We start from the raw sequence: 21085 nt of genomic DNA on the forward strand, positions 1-21085 counted from the left end.
AGCTTTTTGTTTAATAGCTGATTGGTTTTCCACTCTAATTCGACTTAACTTATTATGTATTTCCACTTCAGCCTTCCAACTTCCATAATTCCTATATATTCTAACACAATCGGTTTGATATTTTGATCTGTTCCTCCAATACATTTGATTGATACTCCTCTAAAACGGTTCTATTTATCCACTCATAATGGACCCTAGTCCTTACGGAACAAAAACTCCTTCTTTATCGCCTGGGTCCTTATATCTATGTTACTTTATCCACTTGTCAATCTTCTATTACCTGAAGTTAGGTCGTTATTCTCATTATCTCAATGCTCCATTTTGCTATGATTATTATTACTTTGACCGTGAAATCTATTCCACCAATATCATATCAGGTCATATTATTTTCAGATCACAACTAGGTGGGTTGATGATCTTATTTAAATATATTGTTAGAGAGAAAGGGTGTCTCATCCTATGTTTATTGTTCAAATACTGCTCGCTATCGCACTTCTGGGCAGCTCAGGCAGCTCAAATTATGCCACTTCTACACAACTAGAAATCAACCAAATACAGCCTATGGATTCTTCTCCTGAACAAGTCATGGAAACCGGTTTAGAACCTTTCCGGTCCGAACGCAATTATAATGGATGGGAGCCAGAACTCGATCAATTCGAGCAGGCCGCCAGCAATCTTCAGAACAAGCTATATGAAAGTGTTGTGTCACCGATACTATCAAAACCTGGAGAGACAGGAATATTTGATTATGGCGGGAATCTGAAATTACTAAAGTCTGTGCCCCTGAATACACGTTTTGAACGTGGCCCACTAACCATTCATATTGTTCATGCCCAATTATTAGAGGCCAGTGACATTCCTGAAGACTCACAGAAAAACATTTCCATTCTAAATCGAGAAGATATCGGTTCCAAGATCACTTATATTAATATTCTCTACACTGTTGAAAATACAACCGATCAGAATATCGGTTTTTACGGCTTAAACTCCGTTCATCCAAACACGGGAAAGCCGATCTCCGCAGATCGCAATTTTATGAGAAAATCATATGTCTATAATCAGTATGATGGCGTAGTTATTGATAATACGAATTACGGTTTGGTATATACCGATGACCCCGACAAGCTGGAATCCATCGAATTGGTTTTCAATAGGATCTATGACTATGACACTGGAGAAACCATTGTAGAGCCTACTTCGTTAAATATCCCTTTCACGTTCCAGAAGTAATATTAAACCCCGGCCACGTACCTGCAGATGAGCAGATTACAGCCGGGGTTCCTTGTTGTATTAAAAGAATACCTTTAATCTATTTAATAACTCTACCTATCTCATCTCGTAAAATCATGCTGCCCAATGGTCAGCAATGTCGGCCTGCTCTTACTCCATACCGAAGTGGCAATCTTCGGATTGTAATAATACAGCGCTCCATTCGTTGGATCAACACCATTTAATGCTTTGCGTGCTGCCTTATAAGAGGTTGCCGTCGGCTTGGTATTAAACTGTCCATCGTCAACCGCCGTGAACTGCCCTTTCTGGAAGATGACCTTCGAGATCGATGATGGGAAAGCATCCGAATGCACCCGATTCATGACAACCGCTCCGACAGCGACTTGTCCTTCAAAAGACTCCCCGCGCGCTTCACCATGGATCAGCTTCGCCAACTGGCGCAGTGTCTCGCCTTCGGCTTTGGCCTTTTTGTTCAGTCTGTTCAGTGTTGCCGGACCTGCAACTCCGTCCGCAGTGAGTCCTTGCGCTTGCTGGAACTTGCGGACAGCGCTTTTGGTGATCGAACCGTAATAACCGGTCATTCCGGCGTCAAAATACCCCAGGTCGCTCAATTGCTCCTGCAATTGCAGCACATGTTCACTACGAACGCCCTGTTCCAGCTTCTGTGCCCCCGCAGAAGGCGCTGCCACGGTCAATCCCAGCGTCAACGCGCAGGCACCGAGAAGCATGCTGACCCGCCCTGCTCTTTTGCCAGCCGTTCTCCCCTTCCCATGAGTAACTTTCCGACTGACGGTGATAGGTTCCATAGTGTGATCATTCGTCCGCACATCAGATCCTTCATTCAGATTACCAGCTCTAATCAGTGCATCCTCACTGCCCGTGTACTCCATATTTTTCGTATTCGTTATGTTATTCATGATATTATTGACCTCCATCTCTTTCGTAGGTTTACTTTCATCCACAACATAGACATCATACACTCCGTTTATCTCACTCAGTTGTTTACTGTTATTATCACTGTAAGTTACATGTATGTTGTTATCCCCATGTACTCGCACCATGTCAATCACGTTGATGTGGCTTCCATTTATGCTGTTCGCACGAGTCGCTTCACCCATCGTATTGTTTTCATTGAATTCATGCATCTGATCCATTTCACGCTTGGTCTGCATCTTTTCGTTACCCTCCATTTTCTGAATCCAGATCCTACTTTTTCCCCCTGAATCCTCACGGCTTTACATCCCGAGTGTCATTATAGGATATAGAAAAAGTGCCGTCTATCGGACCGATGGAGCATGTAAAAATGAGTCTTGGACATAACAAAAAAAGGCATGAGCCCATGGTCGTATCAGGGTCACACCTCTTCTTGTATCAACCTTGTACCGCTTGTCTAGCCCCCGTTTCCGTAGGCAAGCAGACCCGTACAAAAGTTGCGCTTGAATATAATGACAATTACTCGGCGAGTTCTTGTCCCTTCGTTTCCCGGCCCCAGAACAGCACAGCCGCTGCGCCAATGAGGATGGTCACGAAGAAAATGGTGAAAATCAGGCTGATTGCCACTTCACGCTGAACCAGCATACCGACCATCAGTGGAGCAAGTACGCCACCGATCCGGCCTACCGATGTGGCAAGACCCACACCTGTCGAACGAACAGAAGTTGGATACAATTCCGGGCTGTAGGCGTACAGACCACCCCAGGCTCCCAGGTTAAAGAAGGACAGACAGATTCCTGCGGCCAGGATCGTCGCTTCCGTTGTTGCCAGTCCGAACGCAATCGCACTGCATGCAGTCAACGTAAGATAAACAACAAGTACGAACTTGCGACCGTAACGTTCAATGAAGTACGCTGCGGTGAAGTAACCTGGCAATTGTGCGATCGTCATGATCAGCACGTATTGGAAGCTTTTAACCAACGTAAATCCTTTTGCCATCACAACCGAAGGCAGCCACAGGAACATACCATAATAAGAGAAAATGACGGTAAACCACAAAATCCAGAGCATCAACGTTGTACGGCGATGTGGTGCTGACCAAACGGTAGCCACTTTCTCGCGGAACGTGATTTTATGAAGCTTGGCATGATTCTTATACCGCGGCGGGTCCTGAATGGCACGACGCAGATATAGTGCATAGAACGCCGGAAGTGCACCAATGGCAAAGGCAATTCTCCATCCGTACTCCGGGATAACAAAGTTCGCAATGAGTGCTGATACAATCCAGCCCCCTGCCCAGAAACTTTCCAATAATACGACGGCACGTCCCCGTTCCGCTGTAGGCATCGACTCCGATACCAGTGTGGATGCCACGGGCAACTCTCCGCCAAGTCCAATACCCGCAACCAGACGTAGGGCACACAATACGGCAAATCCAGTCGCCAATGCAGATAGACCGCTTGCAATCGTGAAGATTAACAAGGTCCACATCAGAATGGCCTTCCGTCCAAAACGGTCCGCAAGTGCACCTGCAAGCAAGGCACCTAAAGCCATACCGATGGAGTTGATACTTGTCAGCACACCGACTTGTCCGGGACTGAGACTCCATTCCTTGGCGAGTGCAGCCACGATAAAAGAGATCATTCCGACTTCCATCGCATCAAACAGCCAGCTCATGCCGGCACTGAACAGCAGCTTGCGCTGCTTGGGATTCCGCAATACTTCCAGTTTGCTCATCACTTATAGCTCCCTTGATCTCTATGTAGTCACTCTGACACTAAATCATTATTATGCAGAATGCTCCAGAAATCAATGCAAAATAAGCTTTTCCTGCCGATTTCTGCGATACCTTACCCCTTGAGTGAACCCGCTGTCAGACCTGCAACGAAGTAACGCTGGAGCAAAAGGAACAATGCGATCATCGGAATAGCAGTGACAAGTACACCCGTGAGCATCATCGGATAGTTAGTTACATACTCCCCACGGAATTGCATCAGTGCTAGTGGTAAAGTCAGCTTGGACTTACTGCTGAGCATGAGCATCGGAATAAGCAAGTCATTCCATACCATGACGAGCAGGAACGTAGCCGTTGCCGCCAGCGAAGGTGCAGCAAGTGGCAGTGCAATCCGGGTGTAGAGCCTCCATTCGCTTGCTCCATCCATACTGCCCGCTTCCAGAATCTCCGAATTGAGCATGCGCATGAAGCCTGTCAGCATAAATACAGAGACAGGCATCAGCATCGCCGCGGATACGACAATCAGGCCCGTCAGACTGTCCGACCACCCGAGTGTACGCGTGAGGGAATAGATCGGCAACATACTTACTTGGGATGGAACGATCAGACCGGCTACGAACAGAGCAAATACGATTTTGCCTACGCTGCCGCCCCAACGGACAATGGCGTAAGCAATCATGCTACTCAGCACTAATTCAATAGCGACCGTGCCAAGTGTCACGACCAGACTGTTCCCGAAATATTGCCACATCGGCTGGTTGCGGAACATGCCAGTGATGTTATCCCACGTAAACGGGTCCGGCCAGCTGAACGGACTGGTGAAGAAGTTGCTGCTTGTTTTGAACGAGGATACAAATACAAAGTACAACGGCACAAGGATCAGCAGCGCGTACACTAACAGAATCAGGCGATTGAACCATTTTAAAAACATGTGAACTCCCTTCTGCCTCTGTTGCAGGATGAATGCTCCAACATCAACCTCAATAGCTTACCCGGTCGGCACGCAGTGCCTTGAACTGCAACAGTGTCAAGAGCGCGAGCAACACCAGGAAGATCATGGAACCGGCAGAAGCCAGACCAAATGAATAGCTGCCAAAGGCGGTATGATAGATATATGTTGTCAAAATTTCAGTTGCGTAGTTCGGGCCTCCGTCCGTCATGGTGAAAATGAGGTCAAATGCCTTGAACGACTGAATGGTCGTATAGGCCACAACAATCGTTGCCGAAGGTGCCAGGAGTGGCCAGGTCACCTTACGGAATACCTGCCATTTGCTGCCGCCGTCCATACGAGCCGCTTCATACAGTTCTGCCGGGATACCTTGCAGACCTGCGATGAATACGATCATCATCTGTCCGGCATGGGCCCAGACTTGGACCGCAGCGATGGAATAGATGGCGATCTTGGGATCACCAATCCAGTTGCGGGCGATGCTGCTCATCCCGGCTTCATTCAGTCCATAGTTGATCAACCCAATGGATGGATCATACATGAACGCCCAGATCAGCCCGACCGATACGGAGGACAGAATCGCAGGCAGGAAATACAATGCCCGAAGCACAATGCGTGTCTTGGTATTGCGTACCAAGAGCAGGGCCAGAACAAGTGAAATAAAAGTTTGTGCAATAACAACTGTTAACATGAACTCCACGTTATTGCCAAAGGCTTTGCGGAATACGATGCTGCTGAGACTATCCTTGTAATTATCCAGCCCTACAAATGCATACGACGGGGATACCCCGTCCCAATCCGTAAAGGAGTAGAACAGCCCCGTCAATGTAGGAAATACGAACAATCCAACGTACAGCAGCAACCCGGGGATCAGAAACAGGGATAGCTGAATACGATTCTTCATCGTTTATTTCCCGATATGCTGATCAATGATCGCTTGTGCCTGCTGTGCTGCTTCTTCTGGAGAAGTGCCGCTCAGCACAGCCTGAATGGAGTTGGTTACGGCTTTTTGATTATCTCCGTTCAGGATGGTGAACCGTGGCTGGAACACGGTCTTTTTGCTTGCCCATTCTCCGGCTACCTGAAGCTCAGGCGTATCGTACTTCACATCATTCACCGTTACATTCTGTCCCGTTTGGTTGGCATAGTCACTCGCTACATCGGGATTGCTCAAAAATTCAAGGAACTTCTTCGATTCTTCCGGATGTTTCGATTTGCTATTCACCGCGAGCATGAATGTAGTGGTATGCACCCCTTCATATTTCGCCTGATCGGCACTTACTGTAATTGGTGCAAGCAGTTTTTGCTCCAGATTCGGGTTTTGCTGTTTGTTCTGAGCGAGTTGATATGATCCACTTGCCAGCATCGCTGCTTTTTCTTGAATAAACAGTGCGCCAGCCGCAGGGTCCTTCGTACCCAATGCATCCTGCTGGAAGTAACCTTTATCGTTCAGTTCCTTGATTTGAGTCAATGTTTTCACCCAAAACTCATCCGTCAGTTTGGCTTCGCCCGCTTCCACTTTGGTAAAAATGTCGTCACTTGGTGCGTTGTTCATCACCATCGTATTCATGAATTGCCCTGGGCCAATATCCGCTCCGGCAAAGGCAATCGGAATGATGCCATTGTCTTTCAGCTTCTGGCACAACGCCAGAAACCCTTCCCAGTCCTTCGGTAGCGTCAAGCCGTATTTTTCAAACAGTTTGACGTTATAGATTGGATCGTTATATACGAGTTGATACGGGATCGCATATTGCTTGCCATCGTGCTGTCCTGCTTCAATCAGCTTCGGATTGTAAGCCGAAAGGAACGATGATCCGCTCAGGTCCGTGAACAATCCCGCCTTGGTGAAGGCTTCGAATTGTGCACCCGGGAAGGAAGCAAATACATCTCCTACCGAACCGTCACTGATTTTGGATTGTACAGTGGACTGATATTGATCGGAGGGCAGCGTCTGCATCTCCACGTTGATGTTCGGATTTTCTTTTTCAAATGCGTCAATGGTCTTGTTGAGTGCTTCGGAATCTTCTCCGCGCCAGTGCATGAAGCTGATCGTAACCTTGCCTGAACCTGAGGAGCCGTTATCTCCAGAGGACGCGTTATCCCCACCGCCGCAAGCTGACAACAGGATGGACATCACCAGCATACTGACAAGCGGCAGGATCAATTTTTTATTTTTTTTCATGAAAGACGACCTCCTGAGGATGATTGATATGTTAACTAAAGAATGTTTATACTGAACGCACTCCGATGACAGAATAACCTTCCGATCGCTGTTATCCCCAGATTTATTTGATTCCCTTTTATAAAAGGAAAAATCCGGGGATAAAGGCGAACGCTTCGCTTCTTCACGTTATTTCTGTCCTCTCCGTTTTCGTATAAAAAGATTAGTTGAACCTATTTAGTTAGTAGTAACTTGATGCTGCTTCTGTCTTGTTTTCCATTTTTCTCGAATGATTGGCATCACGGCACGTCCGAAGATTTCTGCCTCTTCCAGATGAGGGTAACCTGACAGAATGAAGGTCGTAACGCCGAGATCTCCATATTCCATCAAGCGTTCTGCGACTTGTTCGGCTGTACCTACAATGAGGATTGCACCGCCGGATCGCACAACGGACAAGCCTGTCCACAGGTTGGGACCTACGACAAACTGCTGCTTCTCGGACAGTTCCCGTAACTCGTTCTGTCTGCGTTGGTTGGTTGCATCCGTCTCGGCAAAAGCGGCTTTGGCTTTCTCGATCGCTTCTGGTGGTACTTTACTAATAATCTCCCAAGCTGCTGCCCATGCTTCTTCTTCGGTATCCCGAATGAGAACCTGAGCACGCATACCGTAACGGAGCTGACGATCTTGTCCCGTTTCCTCTTTTACTTGCTGACGAATGACCTCAATCTCTTCGATTTGCTCCTGAATCCAGTCATGAGGCTCGCCCCACATCAGGAACGTATCTGCATGCTCAACGGCCACCTTCTTGGCAATCGGTGAACTTCCTCCCAGATAGAATGGTGGATGTGGATTTTGAACCGTCTCCGGCATGCCTACCGGCCCTTTGAAATTATAATACTGCCCGTTGAATTCAGGATTGAGATCGCTGGATGCATCAGCTCCTGATTGTGTGCCACTTCCGGCAAACTCCGTCAGATTCAGTCCCGTCGATTGCGTCCACGAACGCTTCATCACTTCCATATACTCACTCGCGCGAACATACCGTTCATCATGCGCATGTGCGAGTGGATCTCCCAGTTCCTCCAGATCCCGAACGGAACTGCCTGTCACTACATTGATCATGGCACGACCACCAGAGAGCTGATCCAGTGCCGCTCCCATGCGTGCAGCAAGTACGGGTGTAACCAAACCCGGGCGAATGGCAACAAGGGGACGCAATGTTTTCGTATGACTCATTACTGCCGAGCCAACCACCCATGCGTCCAGACACGCTCCCCCTGTCGGAATTAGTACAAATTCGAATCCTGCCTTCTCCGCCGTCTGTGCCACATCGATCAGATAATCCAGACTCGGCTCCCGCTCCGGGGCAACCCCTACATACTTCCCATCCCCTGCTGTAGGCAAAAACCATCCAAACTTCATTTCTTCCTGTTCGCTCACAAGAGTCAATCCCTTCTATGATAAATTGCTCTAAAAATGTTTCACTCAAGCACTTCGGTTACAAAAAACCTTTCGAGCACTCTTGTCCCCAGATTTCTTTTCATTCCCCTTTAATGGGAAAATCCGGTGACAAAGGTGCACGCTTCGCTTCTTCAGGTCCTTTCTGTCCCCTCCGTTGTCGTGTCATTCTTTAAATTGATTTATTAGACATATTCAGAATCAAATGCCGATTAATTAACTTGGTTTAATAGGTATGGACATCATATCAATTGATTTGTCTGTGAGCAATGTCATTTCGCGGCAATTTCATTTTGTCATTTTGTGGTCTTTTCTCAGATTTAGGTCTTCCTGATCTTGAATATGTATAAAACCCACCTGTATAATAGGTTATAAGAGAAACTTTTAGAATGTACAAACGATACTTATACAATAAAGAGGTGTTCCTGATGACCGAGAGCATGAAGGAGGACCACCATGAGTTTTTGGAACTTATTTTCTTCACTCCATCTGAATTCGAGAAAGCTGGTGGCGCCTGGCCGATTCGCATTGGCCGTAATATAGCCAAAACCAACTATCATATTGGCCCGCGCACTACGCCTTATTATTATTTGCTGTTTGTACTGGAGGGGGAAGGTACATTCATACAGAATGGACAGCGTCACGCCCTTCGTGCCAGGGATGCGTTCTGTCTGTTTCCACAAGTTACGCATGAATACTGGACGGACCCGGAGGACACGTTGCAGAAAATATTTATTGCCTTTGACGGCGCACATGCAGCCGAGCTACTGTCTCGGATTGGACTTACACCCGACTCACCGTATCGTTCAGGTGTACTGACGCCGGAGACTGCAAGCGCCATGCGTTCGTTCATGGAGGATGTTCGCAAACCGCAGGACGGAGCGAGTGATCTGGGACGACTCACCCGATTTCTAAACCTCTTCGACCGAATTGCCCGGTCCCCCGCAACCAAAGGATTGCAACCGGATTCAGCCACACCTTGGCTCCAGAAAGGCAAGGAATACATGGATATTCATTTTGCAGGCGGCATCTCCGTGGAAGGCGTGTCCGCTCATGCGGGTGTGGATCGAACCCATTTTGCCAAACAGTTCCGCAAAGCCTATGGTCTGTCCCCTGTGCAATATATCCAACAATTGAAAATGAATCAGGCCAAACGCCTGCTGGTACAGACGCCGCTAAGCTTAACTGAAGTGGCTCACTCCGTGGGTTATCCCGACTTGTTCTCCTTCTCCAAAGCGTTCAAAAAACAAGTCGGTTTGCCGCCCAATCGTTATCGTACAGCGGAGAGTACTAAAGAATGAGGGAGCGACCTTTCGCTCCCCAGCCTATAATCCATTCCTTATGCACCACGCCTGTATACGTTGTGTAAGATGTCACCTCTACCAAATTACAATGGACTCCTGAGTTTCATATCCTGCACAGCATAGTGCTGCAAAACCCATTACGAAATCCGTCACCAAAGAAGGCAAGCCCCATCTACCCGGGACTTGCCTTCTTTCTATACTATAGTCTTGACTACACGTACTCGAAACCAGGAACTTTTTACGTTGACATAAAACTATTCCTTCTTTTCATCCTTGCGCGCAAGTGGAATACCGTTCTTCTTGGCATACCATGCTTCATAATGATGCACAGCTACACCTGCAAATGAAGAATGAGAGGAACCGAGATCAAACACCTTCGCCATCTCTTCATTCATATTGCTAACCGGTTTACGGAAAAAGGTCAGGTGATCCCCCTCGTGTGTATCCGCGAGTTCCGCTCCGATCCAGACTTTCTTGCCGAGATCATCCGCTTCGTCCAGTTCTTCCTTGGACAGATCATACATCTGCTGTCCACTGTCCCGATAAGCCATAATGGCCACCGCATCGAAGTGGGAGATCACCCAGCGACTGAATGTACCCTCACCTTCAGCCGACTGACGGGCATCAAGCCAGAACGGGATGGCAGCGCTCATGTACAGTCCGGCATCCTCGCCGGCTTTTGTCCAGGCCTTCATGTTGTTCTGCCACTCTCCAATGACACTGTTCTCCTCTTTCTCCCAGCGCTTCAGCTGATACGGCTCCACATCCAGTTGAATGCCTTCGAAGCGTTCATTCTTGGCGGAAGTTTCATTGTATGCTCGTACTCGCTCGATAAAAGCAAGTCCTTCATCCCGCTTTTCCTCATAAGCCCAGTCTGCATGACCGTTAAGTCCATGCACTTCAATCTCAGCCTGCCGGGCAGCCGCAATGAATTTGCGATATGTTGCATCAGGCACCTCATCCTGGATTTGCAGGAAGATGGTATCCACGCCCTGTTCTTTGGAAAAAGCAATAATTTGAGGCGTTTGTTCTGCAATAATGGACGCGTCCCACAGCCAGGTCGCTTTATGTTCCTCCGTCGTGAACCATTTGAACATCCAGGACAGAAGCAGCAGGCATAACACCGCAGCCAGAATAGCCCATTTCGCCATACCCACCAGCTTGCCCCGTTGCCTCATATATTTCCTCAGACGAGCAACGCTTCACTTGGTTCAAACACAGGATGCTGAACCGAGTGACCAATTTTGTAGATGTGCGGATGTGTGTACGAACGGAATGCATTTCGTGTATCCAGAATCGGCACACCCATCTCGGCAATATCAAAGTAAGGCAAATCGCTGTGGTTGGTGATCAGCACGATGCAATCGTACTTTTTGAACTGTTCCAGATTGAACACTTCGCTGTGTACGGTCTCCCCATGCTTGTCCTGGAAGGAATCCGCATGTGGATCGTAGTAGCTAACGTTAGCTCCACTTTCCTTGAACAGTTCATATACTTCCAGTCCTGGTGATTCACGCAGATCGGCAATATTCGGTTTGTACGACATGCCGAGGAGCAGAATATTTGATTTACGTACGGATTTCGCGTATTCGTTCAGAATCGTTGACGTTTTGTTCAATACATAATATGGCATGTTGTCATTGGTAGATTGCGCCAGCTCAATGAATTTGCTATAGAAACGGAAGCCTTTGGCCTTCCATGACAGGTACATCGGATCAAGCGGAATGCAGTGTCCACCGATGCCTGGGCCTGGATAAAATGGCATGAAACCAAATGGTTTCGTCGCCGCCGCGTCAATAACTTCCCAGATATCAATGCCCATACGGTCGCACATCATCGCCATTTCATTTACAAAGGCAATGTTCACGCTGCGGAATGTGTTCTCCAGCAGTTTGGACATCTCAGCCACTTTCGGCGAAGATACCGGTACTACGGTTTCTACATATTTGCTATATAACGCTGTTCCCAGTTTCAGGCAAGCTTCGGTTGTACCCCCGATGACTTTCGGTGTATTAAATGTTGTGAAACGTCCGTTGGACGGGTCCACACGTTCAGGCGAGAAGCAGAGGAAGTAGTCTTTACCTGCTTCTTGTCCGATCTTGTCCAGCTGCTGCTGGATCAATTCTTCCGTCGTACCTGGATAAGTAGTGCTTTCCAGCGTAATGAGCATACCTGGTTTCATATGCAGTTTGATCTGATCCACAACGGTCTCGATGTAAGACGTATCCGGGTCCTGATTCTCACTAAGCGGTGTTGGTACGCAGATACTGAGTGCGTCGATCACGCGCAGCATACTGTAATCTGTCGTTGGCTGGAAACGACCGCTTTGCATTACTTTTTTCAACTCATCGGACGAAATATCGTGAATATAGGAATCTCCTTGATAGATACTGTCTACTTTGGACGCATCCAGATCAATTCCGATTACCGTGAAACCTTGATTGACCATTTCCACGGCAAGTGGAAGTCCTACGTAACCGAGCCCGACGACGCCGAGTACAGCTTCTTTATTTTCAATCGCATTCAGTAATGTGTGGAATTGTTGATTCTCCATGATATTCCCTCCGGGCAGTGTATTTGGTAGTGCTTAAAATCCATATAAATAGATGAGTGTCTGTGCTCTAAATGTTGCTCTAATCTATCTGATTCATAGTGTAAAAAAACTCTTACTTTGCACTTCACACAATCAGTTGTTCCAAGCCGTCTTCTAATGCAGGCAGCGTCTGATTCGTGCATCCAGCTCTACAGGTGAGAACGGTTTGGTCATGTAATCATCCACGCCGCTGCGGAAACATTGACTAATCGTCTGCTCGACACGTTGTTCGGTCAACACGACAATTTTGGGTGGCTGCTCCATCTCCAGGTTCTGAATATGATGGATGAACGGCAGACCGTCGATGCCATACAGATTCAGTTCGGTGAGCACCAGGTCTGGTGTGACTTTCTCGATCAACTCCAGTGCAGCCAGTCCATCGACGGCTTCATAGGTTTCGTATCCCTGCATCTTCAACCGCAACTGCAGGAATTCGCGTACCGTAGGGTCGTTGTCCACAATCAAAATTCGTTCCGGCTCGTCCGCCGTATTGTCTAGCGTGTAGATATGAATCTCCGACGAATCTACGAGCTTTGAGGACTCAGCCATATGCTGAATAGTTGCCTTCGAAGGGCGCTCCCCTTCCGGGAAACTGGCCAGTGTAATCTGTGGATCGGCACCGGGCACGGTCTCTTGCAACTCATGTTTGATCCGAAGTCCTTCATAATGAACTTCATCCAGTGACAACCCTGGCAGCAGGACGGCAATTGCCTGGGTAGCCCCATCCTTCCACACCTGGAAGGATGTCTCACTCGTTTGCTCCAGATGTGTCCTGACCTGCTGCTCAGGTTGAGAGTTTCCTGCACAATGGATGAACATTAAGCCGCATGTTTCGGCACCCGTATCCTTCAATCCCTGTTCTACACTTCGGTACACATTAACGGCAGCCTCACGCTGCAATGTCGCCGTATTTGGCATGTTCTTTTCCACCCTTCTCCTCGATTATCTATACATGTCCAAAAAATGTTATTTACACTGACACTCCGATGACAGAACGACCTTTTGATCGCTGTTATCCCCAGACTTTTTTGATTCCTTTTAACAAGGGGAAATCCGGGGATAGCGTATGCTTTCGATGTAGCTTTCTTTCAGAAAGCTTTTAGGCGCACGCTTCGCTTCATCAGGTTATTTCTGTCCTCTCCGTTATCGTGTAAATATTTAGTTGAACATCTATATTGCTGTTACTGTATTTCCATGATCTCTGTACTTAAGCGGCTTCGCTTGTTTTCTTCTCATCCTCGGACCAGCTTTGGCGTGTCATGGTACCCCATGAGTTGTTGTTTTGCATGAACTGCACATGTCCCTGCAATCTCCACAGTACGCCGAGCTGGTGGTAACCCACGAATTTCAGCGCGGAGTAGACCAGCATTTTGACCAGATCGGAGAGCTTGTTATAACGCTTGAAAGCAATCTCCTCCAGGACAAGTGCGCCTACACTCAGCAGATAACCACTCACGAAGTTCAGCAGTCCGAACAGAACCAGAATCGGCCATTGCGTCATATCCAGAAGCACATATCCAGCGAGAGCCAGAAGGCCGGTAATCCGGAAATACGGGTTCAGCGCTTCAAAAAGGACGTTATAAGGCATGGTTACCATACCCATGACTTTATATTTCGGATTGAACAACATGCCGCGATTCTCAATCATGTTCTTCAGGTTCCCACGGCCCCAGCGCTTGCGCTGACTGGACAAGATCCGGTAGGAATCCGGCGCCTGCGTCCAGCATACGGCCTCAGGGCAGAAGGCAACGCGATACTTCAATTTGTTCTCCAGCATATAACGGTGAAGTTTAATGATGATGTTCATGTCTTCCCCAGGATAACCATCCCGGTAACCACCTACGGCGATAACAGCGTCCTTACGGAACATACCGAAGGCACCGGAGACAATGATCAGACCGTTCATGTGACTCCAGCCAATCCGTCCGCCCAGGAAGGCTTTGAGATATTCAATGGACTGGAACATGGGCCAGATTTTGCGTGGCAGCGATACATCTTGCACTGCCCCGTTTTCAATTTTGCAACCATTGGCGATCCTTACATCTCCACCGATGGCTACCGTCTCTTCCGGATTCTCCATATACATGCGTGCCATGCGGATCAGGGCATCCTTTTCCAGCAACGAGTCAGCATCGATCGAAGAGATCAACGGATAGTGGGACAGGTTGATCCCGGCATTGAGGGAATCGGCCTTACCGCCGTTTTCCTTGTCAATGACATACAGATCCGGGAACTCCGGGTTATGATAGATCCCACGAATTTTCTGACAGGCGATCTTGCCCCGAATCTTCGTATTGGGTACTGGCTTCAGCCGATATTCATCCAATAAAATCTTCAGTGTGGCATCACTGGAGCCGTCATTTACGACGATCACTTCATAGGTTGGATAATTCAGCGTCATCAGGCAGTTCACATTTTCAATAATCGTCAGTTCCTCGTTGTATGCCGGTACCAGCAGAGAAACCGAAGGCACTAGTTCCGAGCCTGACAATGTATTGTATTTGGAATAATGCGACCGCCGGAAGATCGTCCAGATGTTACGGAACGATAAGGCCAGAATGGAAAAATAGAGCGTATTTACAAAAACAACATAGTAGATTGCGACCATGCCGTAGATTAATAGTAGATCCCTAAGCAGTGTAATCCCCTCCTACCGTAGCGACACCTGTGCGTTTCTTGCTGGTTCTGTTCTCTCGGACAGGGCCAAAATAGCGATCGTACAGCAGTCTTTTTTTGTTATGTGCAATCATCTGCTCTACAGCTCTGTCATCGGTTCTCGTGTGCTGCATGGTACTCTCAATCTGCTGCATCGCAATCTCGCGCTCAGCAACTGTACCTTGCACCGCAGCCTGACACAGCGCTTCGAATCCCGGTTCACCGAGCTTGCTCAGACTCTCCGCACTGTTATATCGAACTCTCCAGTCCTCATCCCGCAGCGCTTTGCGCAGCAATGGAATACTGCCAGATGCATGTTTCGAACCAAGCGCTTGTACCACTTCAGCGCGAACTTCCGGATCGGGGTCCTGGATCAGCTTCAGAATGGTCTCATCCCGGAGTGCTGGACTTGCGCTAAGATACAGCTTCACCGCTTCGGCACGTACATCCTGATGTTCTGCGCCTACCAGTCTGTCGAGTGCAGGCATCACTTCAGGTACAGCCTGTCCCCACATGGCAACCAGTCCGACTTTTACAAAATCAGGATTCCGATCTTCCAGCAATTCAATTAGAATTCTGCTCGTATCCAGACTCGTTTCGAGCAGAATATCTGCTGCCAGATGGTGAATGGACTTACCTTTGGTTAACAGCAACGCGAGCATGTCTTTCAGTTCACCTTGCCGAGTCGTACATCTGGAGATGGATCGACCAATCATAATGGCCATCGGGCCCGGTTTCTCATCCTTCAGCAATTCCATCAAACCCGGAACGGCTTCAGGACAACGCATGCCACCCAAGCGATAAGCTGCATCAATCTGGCGACCATAACGCAGACGGCCCAGTTCCTTCAGATCATGCTCTACGAATCCTGCTTCACGGCACAGTGCGATTAATTTGTCGCGATACTCACCCTTGAACTGGTCGATCCATTCAATCAATCTGTCCTGAATGACTCTGCGTTCCAGCGGAGCCAGTTTGCCTGGTGGCAATTTGAGTGGACTATTCTCAGTCAAGGCTGTTTGCAGATAGGTGAAGTAGTCACGCTGCTTCAATTCATAAAACGCCGTCTTGCGTCGTTTGCCATTGTGGGACATTTTCATGGCAAACAATACGATGACGCCTACAACAACAAGTGCGATACAGATGTACAAAAACAGATAGGCCAAAGCCAAACTTGGAAACATGTGAAAAGGTCCTCCTTTATACTCATTTATTCGATCTGAAAACTAGGAATTTTTTCATAGCTCTTCTTCATTTTTTCGTAGCTTAGCTTCAGGCGTTCACTATACTGCACCTGCTCCCAAGGCTGCCAGCTATATACCGGCAAAGTCTTCAGGTCCAGGGTCGTCTGTTCACCCCCAGGCCAAGATACTTTCTTCGTGGCGCGGTCCGTTAACCACGGAATGAGAGTAACGCCTTCCACAGCAACTGTAGAGAACTCACGTCCATTCTTGAGCGGTCCATAGTCGATCGCTTGCAGCGAACTCGGATCACCGAACCCAAGCAGCATCCAGGGAATTCGCATCTCCACTTGATTGCCGTTATACTGCCATGCCGTTAATGAATCCGTATCAGGCTGGCCGGGAGCCGTCGTTCCTCGCTTCAATGGTCCGACCTTTTCATTCATGAACGGTTGAGCAGATCGGGTATCCGGCGGTGTCATCCTCAGGCTGACTGCCAGATTCCATGGGTGGAACGGATTATCTGCGGAATCTGACTGCTGATCTGGCAGCATATCGTATCCTTCTTTGCCGTACAGACGCTGATTAAAGTCATAATCCTTGGCAATCTCCACCTGTGATTCTTCATCCTGCCCCAGTGTAATCACTGTCTCAAGACCATCACTAAGTGTCCGCCCCGGGAGTAACTTATCAGGCTGACTGCCTCCAGCAAGTGTATCTGTACCAATTCGCAGCACTGTCTTCTCCGGGTCAAACGGTTGATCCAAGGTCAGCCCAATATACAGATAGGCTTCATCATGGGTCATCTTCATTTCCTGAATGCCGTCCACTTGGCCCTGCCAGGTCGTGACCTCTTCATCCTTCAGATCATTCCAGTCATCCAGTGTTCCATCGATGGTCAACTGTTCCTGTTTGCCCGGGTCCATGGCAAGCAGACCAAACATTTTCTCGTTTGTCAGCACGTTCAGCCAATATGCACGGCGATCAGCCGGAATTTCCAGTGGCATCGTGTTCCATGTTTTTTTGAACCATTCATCCTGCCACATGAACACAATCGCTCCCGAGTATCCTTCATCATAGATATCCTGCGTCAGTGACGCGTCAATATCTCCCTGCTCTACTTCGTTATGTCCACCCTGATTCCGGCCTCCCATACCCAGATGGGAAATACCAAGAGAAGAAGGTACGCCATACTCTGTAATCATTACAGGCATATCGGAAAACTCGGCTTTAAGTTTGCGCAGATAACTTTTGTACGTGTTGTACTCACCGTTCTCATCCTTGATGGTTTGGAGCGTTTTATCAATATGGAACAGATCCGGGTAATACGGGTATACATGGTAGGCTGCAAAATAACCTCCCTGCCACGCCTCCGGCTGAATATGTCGGGCATCCACACTGACGAGATCCTCTTCATACAACGGCTCGCCGGGATGATCCAGCACATCGGTCGTTACCCAGTTGGTGAAGGTCATCGGATGTTCCCACCCATACTTCTTCTCCAGGACCGCCGTATGATCCAACAGCTCTGCGAGCCAGTTCTCGAACGGTGACGCTTCTGGAGTAGCCGAGAAATGAACTCCCTTGTACTGCGGTACGTCCGCATGTTTTGCGTTTGTGTTGTCTACCATCGCCGGGTCCCATTCCGTCCCCACATGCCAGGCCATCAGGTATTTTCCTGCATTGGTTTTGTATTTGCCGCTGGACTCTCCCTGCTTGGCCGGAATGTCCGCATCGCCATAGACAGCAGATACGGCTTTCTCAATCTCCTGCTTGAACGTCTGCTCAATATGGGCGGCGTAGGCATCCTGCTTCTCAATCAGCTCTTCCTCAGGTGACCATATCCCTTGTATAAAATATAACGGTTGCTCCCGTCCGCGGTTATATTCGACCAATGCGGAGTAGAAAATCGGTTCGTGAACCGTGTATACCCGGATTACATTGGCTCCCAGATCCTCGATCTGCTGGAACCACCGCAAGTAATCCTCTTTGGTCAGCGGGAATTCTCCCGGGTAATGCCCCGGTGAAGTTGCGCCCAGGTTGACACCTTTGACGAACATCTCCCTCCACGTTCCATCTGGCCCGTATTCCATGAACCGGTCTCCATCGGTCTTGAATTTCATCTCCGTGCCGTTCTCCGCTGTGTACGTAACGAGCTTGGGTTGCATATAGTGCCATCCGGCAAATATTCCACCGGTCACCACCACTGCTCCTGTCAACACCGTTAATAGCCAGCGTCTTCGTCTTTGTCTGCTCATGTCTTTAGATTGCTCACCTCTCTAATATGCATCCTGCTTCAACATCGAATGGTCCAACATGAAGTTTACGAATCAATCCGCTTCGGATGTCCGCTTGGTAGAGATGTCAGCGGTGTAGTTCTCACTATAGCGCTAAGACTCTGCATTTGTAACTAGGCTGATGGAAGCAAACATGAAATGGAACATTCTGCCCATAATTCGTAAAAAGCGCCATCAACTAGCATCCGAAAGCCTCCAGGATACATCTGATTACCAAACACTAATATTTGCTGGAATCGCATGGATTAGATGCCCTGCTGATCTTGCACTTCTGGAACCTTTATTGTTATGTGCAACGCGGGAACAGGCAACGTTTGCCGTTTGAACACATACCCCATTAAACGCGAGTTATATTTTAAAGTTGCGGACCTTTTTACAGTATTAACCATAAAGATTACAAAATTGATACTATAGTCCGATAACGCATCAGCGATATTCCGCGTCACATCAAGGTTTTCTGAAAAGTGCAGAAAATCAAAAAAGGACATCAGTCCCCCTCTATAGGACTGTACCCATTTATAACCCTTTTACAAAAAGCGAAATGAACGCCCGGTCATCACCCTCAAGTCACGGATCTCTCACATTAAATGTAAAAAAGCACATCTTATTTCCTAATTTCTGACTCTAATATGGCCTTAGGGCAATTGTGTCCAATTTGCAAAATAATTCCGGTTGCCGCATTTCGAATTGTCGGATATGCTTATAAAACAAGAACACTTGTTCCATACTGTAAATAAACTGTTAATTATAGATATTCAAATGAAGATAATCGACACTTTAAAGTAGAGTACAGCATCACGGATAAGGAGAGAAGTCTTATGCCCCGCCAAGACAGACGTGTCATCATGCTGGCCGACTGCCAGTCATTCTATGCCAGCGTGGAGAAGTCTGCACATCCCGAATACAAGGACCGCCCCCTCGTTGTTGCGGGAGATCCGGCGCGCCGTTCGGGTATTATTCTTGCGGCTTGTCCACTCGCCAAGTCCTATGGAATTACAACAGCAGAACGATTGGGCGAAGCGCTCGCCAAATGTCCGGATGTTGTTGTTGTTCGCCCGCGGATGGCCGAGTACATTCGGGTGTCCCTTCATATTACGCGTATCCTTCAGTCTTACACCGATCTGGTGGAACCCTATAGTATTGACGAACAGTTTCTCGATGTCACCGGAAGCCTGGATCTGTTCGGTAGTCCCGAGACGATTGCCCGCAGCATTCAATCCAGGGTGATGGATGAGACGGGTGTATACATTCGGATCGGCATCAGTGATACCAAGGTCGTTAGCAAGATGGCCTGTGATCTGTATGCCAAGAAAGTCCCGGGAGGCATCTGCACGCTACCTCGCAAAGATCTGCCTTCAACCATCTGGAAAAAACCTGTGCGAGACATGTTCATGGTCGGTTCCCGCATGGCGCAGCATCTCTATAAGATGGGGGTCCATACGATCGGTGATCTGGCCCAGACTCCACTGTCCCGGCTGAGAGAACGTTGGGGTGTGAATGGCGAGGTATTGTGGCGTATCGCCCGCGGTATTGATGATTCCCCGGTCAAACCCGGGACATATGCTCATCAGCAGCAGGGAATCGGACATCAGATGACGCTGCCCCGGGACTATGACTCCTGGGAAGATATCAAGGTGGTACTACTTGAACTGGCGGAACTCGTCAGTCGACGTTCCCGGGACAAATCACTCATGGGCCATGTGGTCTCGGTTGGATGTCGCGGACAGGATTATGATCGTCCAACCGGTTTCTCCCGCCAGATGAAGGTGAATGAACCCACCAACATTACGGATGAAGTATACGATGCGGCAGCAGCTCTGTTTCTGCGCCATTGGGACGGATTACCCATCCGCCGCATCAGCGTGTCATTGACCGGACTTGTAACCGATTCTGAAGTGCAGCTGTCCTGGTTTGATGACCGCGAACGTAAAAGAGAATTGGAACGTGCCACGGATGATATCAAGCGCAGGTACGGAGATACCGCCATTATGCGGGCATCCTCCCTCTGCTCGTCCGCGCAAGCCCATGAACGTTCTCATAAAATTGGAGGTCATTATAAATGAGTAAAAAATTGCAGCAAAACGGTATCTTCGAGTCCTCACGCATGATGCTCCCCGAACACCGGGAAGCCTACATTCTTCATCAGGAACAACTTGCTCCTCGTACCCGCCCATCCCTGGATGCCCAGGCCGCGGAAGAAATGTCCCGTTTGCTCAGCAACTCGATGATGCTTGGAGATAGGGTCACTATTACGTTGTTTCACGAACATGACGATATCCGTTACACGGGACAGGTGCTTCGGCTGGACCGTCCTGCCCGTACCCTCAGACTACTGATGGAAGATGGGTCCCGGGATATTCAGATGAACCTCATTACAGATGTGGCCCTAGCCGATGAATGAAGGGAGATATACCCACCCCGATGTTGTGAATATTCCATGATAGATGCAGCATAGCCGTTGCCATGCAGGACTGTCTTCCTACACTTCCAGGTGAATACCAAAAGCAGCCGACGAGACATATCCTGACCATTCACTTCGTTCTAAAGAAGCAAAATATCAGATATGTGATTCATCGGCTACATATAAGG

At 48.4% G+C, this 21085-nt stretch carries 16 protein-coding genes; 4 read left to right on the forward strand and 12 right to left on the reverse strand.

Features of this window, described 5'->3' with window-relative positions; all coding sequences use genetic code 11:
• The first annotated feature begins 459 nt into the window (after positions 1-459).
• On the forward strand, positions 460-1230 hold the full coding sequence (locus F0220_RS20215) for a hypothetical protein (RefSeq protein ID WP_105599591.1): 771 nt from the start codon (positions 460-462) through the stop codon (positions 1228-1230).
• Between the two features lie 101 nt (positions 1231-1331).
• Here F0220_RS20215 and F0220_RS33425 read toward each other — a convergent pair whose 3' ends face one another.
• The 6 genes from F0220_RS33425 to F0220_RS20245 all read right to left on the reverse strand — a co-directional run bounded on the left by F0220_RS33425 (position 1332) and on the right by F0220_RS20245 (position 8430).
• Positions 1332-1958: a cell wall hydrolase gene (locus F0220_RS33425; RefSeq protein ID WP_105600002.1), complete on the reverse strand. Its 627-nt coding sequence runs from the start codon at positions 1956-1958 to the stop codon at positions 1332-1334.
• A gap of 724 nt (positions 1959-2682) precedes the next feature.
• The gene (locus F0220_RS20225; protein WP_091018234.1) at positions 2683-3900 is read right to left on the reverse strand and encodes an MFS transporter; all 1218 of its coding nucleotides are present in this window, start codon (positions 3898-3900) and stop codon (positions 2683-2685) included.
• A 113-nt stretch (positions 3901-4013) separates the two neighbouring features.
• Positions 4014-4829, reverse strand: a complete 816-nt coding sequence (locus tag F0220_RS20230; protein WP_105599592.1) for a carbohydrate ABC transporter permease — start codon at positions 4827-4829, stop codon at positions 4014-4016.
• Between the two features lie 49 nt (positions 4830-4878).
• Positions 4879-5751 (reverse strand): carbohydrate ABC transporter permease, encoded by an 873-nt coding sequence (locus tag F0220_RS20235; RefSeq protein WP_181155476.1) that lies wholly within the window; start codon positions 5749-5751, stop codon positions 4879-4881.
• A 3-nt stretch (positions 5752-5754) separates the two neighbouring features.
• Positions 5755-7029, reverse strand: a complete 1275-nt coding sequence (locus tag F0220_RS20240; RefSeq protein WP_105599594.1) for an ABC transporter substrate-binding protein — start codon at positions 7027-7029, stop codon at positions 5755-5757.
• Between the two features lie 216 nt (positions 7030-7245).
• The gene (locus tag F0220_RS20245) at positions 7246-8430 is read right to left on the reverse strand and encodes an LLM class flavin-dependent oxidoreductase (protein ID WP_105600004.1); all 1185 of its coding nucleotides are present in this window, start codon (positions 8428-8430) and stop codon (positions 7246-7248) included.
• A 464-nt stretch (positions 8431-8894) separates the two neighbouring features.
• On the opposite strand from F0220_RS20245, the gene F0220_RS20250 reads away from it, so the two are divergent.
• A complete protein-coding gene (locus F0220_RS20250; RefSeq protein ID WP_105600006.1) occupies positions 8895-9767 on the forward strand; it encodes an AraC family transcriptional regulator in 873 nt (290 codons plus the stop codon).
• 257 nt (positions 9768-10024) lie between these two features.
• Here F0220_RS20250 and F0220_RS20255 read toward each other — a convergent pair whose 3' ends face one another.
• From F0220_RS20255 to F0220_RS20280, 6 genes are all read right to left on the reverse strand, one after another.
• Positions 10025-10921: a hypothetical protein gene (locus F0220_RS20255; protein WP_223199735.1), complete on the reverse strand. Its 897-nt coding sequence runs from the start codon at positions 10919-10921 to the stop codon at positions 10025-10027.
• Positions 10922-10956: 35 nt separating this feature from the next.
• Positions 10957-12324: a nucleotide sugar dehydrogenase gene (locus F0220_RS20260; RefSeq protein ID WP_091018247.1), complete on the reverse strand. Its 1368-nt coding sequence runs from the start codon at positions 12322-12324 to the stop codon at positions 10957-10959.
• 153 nt (positions 12325-12477) lie between these two features.
• Complete coding sequence (locus tag F0220_RS20265; protein WP_105599597.1) at positions 12478-13281, reverse strand: response regulator transcription factor; 804 nt, start codon at positions 13279-13281, stop codon at positions 12478-12480.
• 289 nt (positions 13282-13570) lie between these two features.
• Entirely contained in the window at positions 13571-14971 is a 1401-nt protein-coding gene (locus F0220_RS20270) for a glycosyltransferase family 2 protein (protein WP_179198584.1), read from the reverse strand.
• Positions 14972-14993: 22 nt separating this feature from the next.
• Positions 14994-16202 (reverse strand): HEAT repeat domain-containing protein, encoded by a 1209-nt coding sequence (locus F0220_RS20275; RefSeq protein ID WP_091018251.1) that lies wholly within the window; start codon positions 16200-16202, stop codon positions 14994-14996.
• Between the two features lie 26 nt (positions 16203-16228).
• Entirely contained in the window at positions 16229-18457 is a 2229-nt protein-coding gene (locus F0220_RS20280; RefSeq protein ID WP_105599599.1) for a hypothetical protein, read from the reverse strand.
• 857 nt (positions 18458-19314) lie between these two features.
• On the opposite strand from F0220_RS20280, the gene F0220_RS20285 reads away from it, so the two are divergent.
• Together F0220_RS20285 and F0220_RS20290 are read left to right on the forward strand one after the other, a co-directional pair.
• Positions 19315-20559: a DNA polymerase IV gene (locus F0220_RS20285; protein WP_105599600.1), complete on the forward strand. Its 1245-nt coding sequence runs from the start codon at positions 19315-19317 to the stop codon at positions 20557-20559.
• Positions 20556-20897 carry a YolD-like family protein gene (locus tag F0220_RS20290; RefSeq protein WP_105599602.1) on the forward strand — a complete coding sequence of 114 codons (342 nt, stop codon included), beginning with the start codon at positions 20556-20558 and terminating at the stop codon, positions 20895-20897. Before F0220_RS20285 ends, F0220_RS20290 begins: the two co-directional genes overlap by 4 nt.
• The last annotated feature ends 188 nt before the right edge of the window (positions 20898-21085 follow it).

It is taken from the genome of Paenibacillus sp. 37 (genome assembly GCF_008386395.1).
GTDB classification, from domain to species: Bacteria; Bacillota; Bacilli; order Paenibacillales; family Paenibacillaceae; genus Paenibacillus; species Paenibacillus amylolyticus_B.

Coding starts and splice junctions, on each gene's coding strand:
- F0220_RS20215 (WP_105599591.1), top strand. CDS start 460: ATGTTTATTGTTCAAATACTGCTCGCTATCGCACTTCTGGGCAGCTCA.
- F0220_RS33425 (WP_105600002.1), bottom strand. CDS start 1,958: ATGCTTCTCGGTGCCTGCGCGTTGACGCTGGGATTGACCGTGGCAGCG.
- F0220_RS20225 (WP_091018234.1), bottom strand. CDS start 3,900: ATGAGCAAACTGGAAGTATTGCGGAATCCCAAGCAGCGCAAGCTGCTG.
- F0220_RS20230 (WP_105599592.1), bottom strand. CDS start 4,829: ATGTTTTTAAAATGGTTCAATCGCCTGATTCTGTTAGTGTACGCGCTG.
- F0220_RS20235 (WP_181155476.1), bottom strand. CDS start 5,751: ATGAAGAATCGTATTCAGCTATCCCTGTTTCTGATCCCCGGGTTGCTG.
- F0220_RS20240 (WP_105599594.1), bottom strand. CDS start 7,029: ATGAAAAAAAATAAAAAATTGATCCTGCCGCTTGTCAGTATGCTGGTG.
- F0220_RS20245 (WP_105600004.1), bottom strand. CDS start 8,430: ATGAAGTTTGGATGGTTTTTGCCTACAGCAGGGGATGGGAAGTATGTA.
- F0220_RS20250 (WP_105600006.1), top strand. CDS start 8,895: ATGACCGAGAGCATGAAGGAGGACCACCATGAGTTTTTGGAACTTATT.
- F0220_RS20255 (WP_223199735.1), bottom strand. CDS start 10,921: ATGGCGAAATGGGCTATTCTGGCTGCGGTGTTATGCCTGCTGCTTCTG.
- F0220_RS20260 (WP_091018247.1), bottom strand. CDS start 12,324: ATGGAGAATCAACAATTCCACACATTACTGAATGCGATTGAAAATAAA.
- F0220_RS20265 (WP_105599597.1), bottom strand. CDS start 13,281: ATGCCAAATACGGCGACATTGCAGCGTGAGGCTGCCGTTAATGTGTAC.
- F0220_RS20270 (WP_179198584.1), bottom strand. CDS start 14,971: ATGGTCGCAATCTACTATGTTGTTTTTGTAAATACGCTCTATTTTTCC.
- F0220_RS20275 (WP_091018251.1), bottom strand. CDS start 16,202: ATGTTTCCAAGTTTGGCTTTGGCCTATCTGTTTTTGTACATCTGTATC.
- F0220_RS20280 (WP_105599599.1), bottom strand. CDS start 18,457: ATGAGCAGACAAAGACGAAGACGCTGGCTATTAACGGTGTTGACAGGA.
- F0220_RS20285 (WP_105599600.1), top strand. CDS start 19,315: ATGCCCCGCCAAGACAGACGTGTCATCATGCTGGCCGACTGCCAGTCA.
- F0220_RS20290 (WP_105599602.1), top strand. CDS start 20,556: ATGAGTAAAAAATTGCAGCAAAACGGTATCTTCGAGTCCTCACGCATG.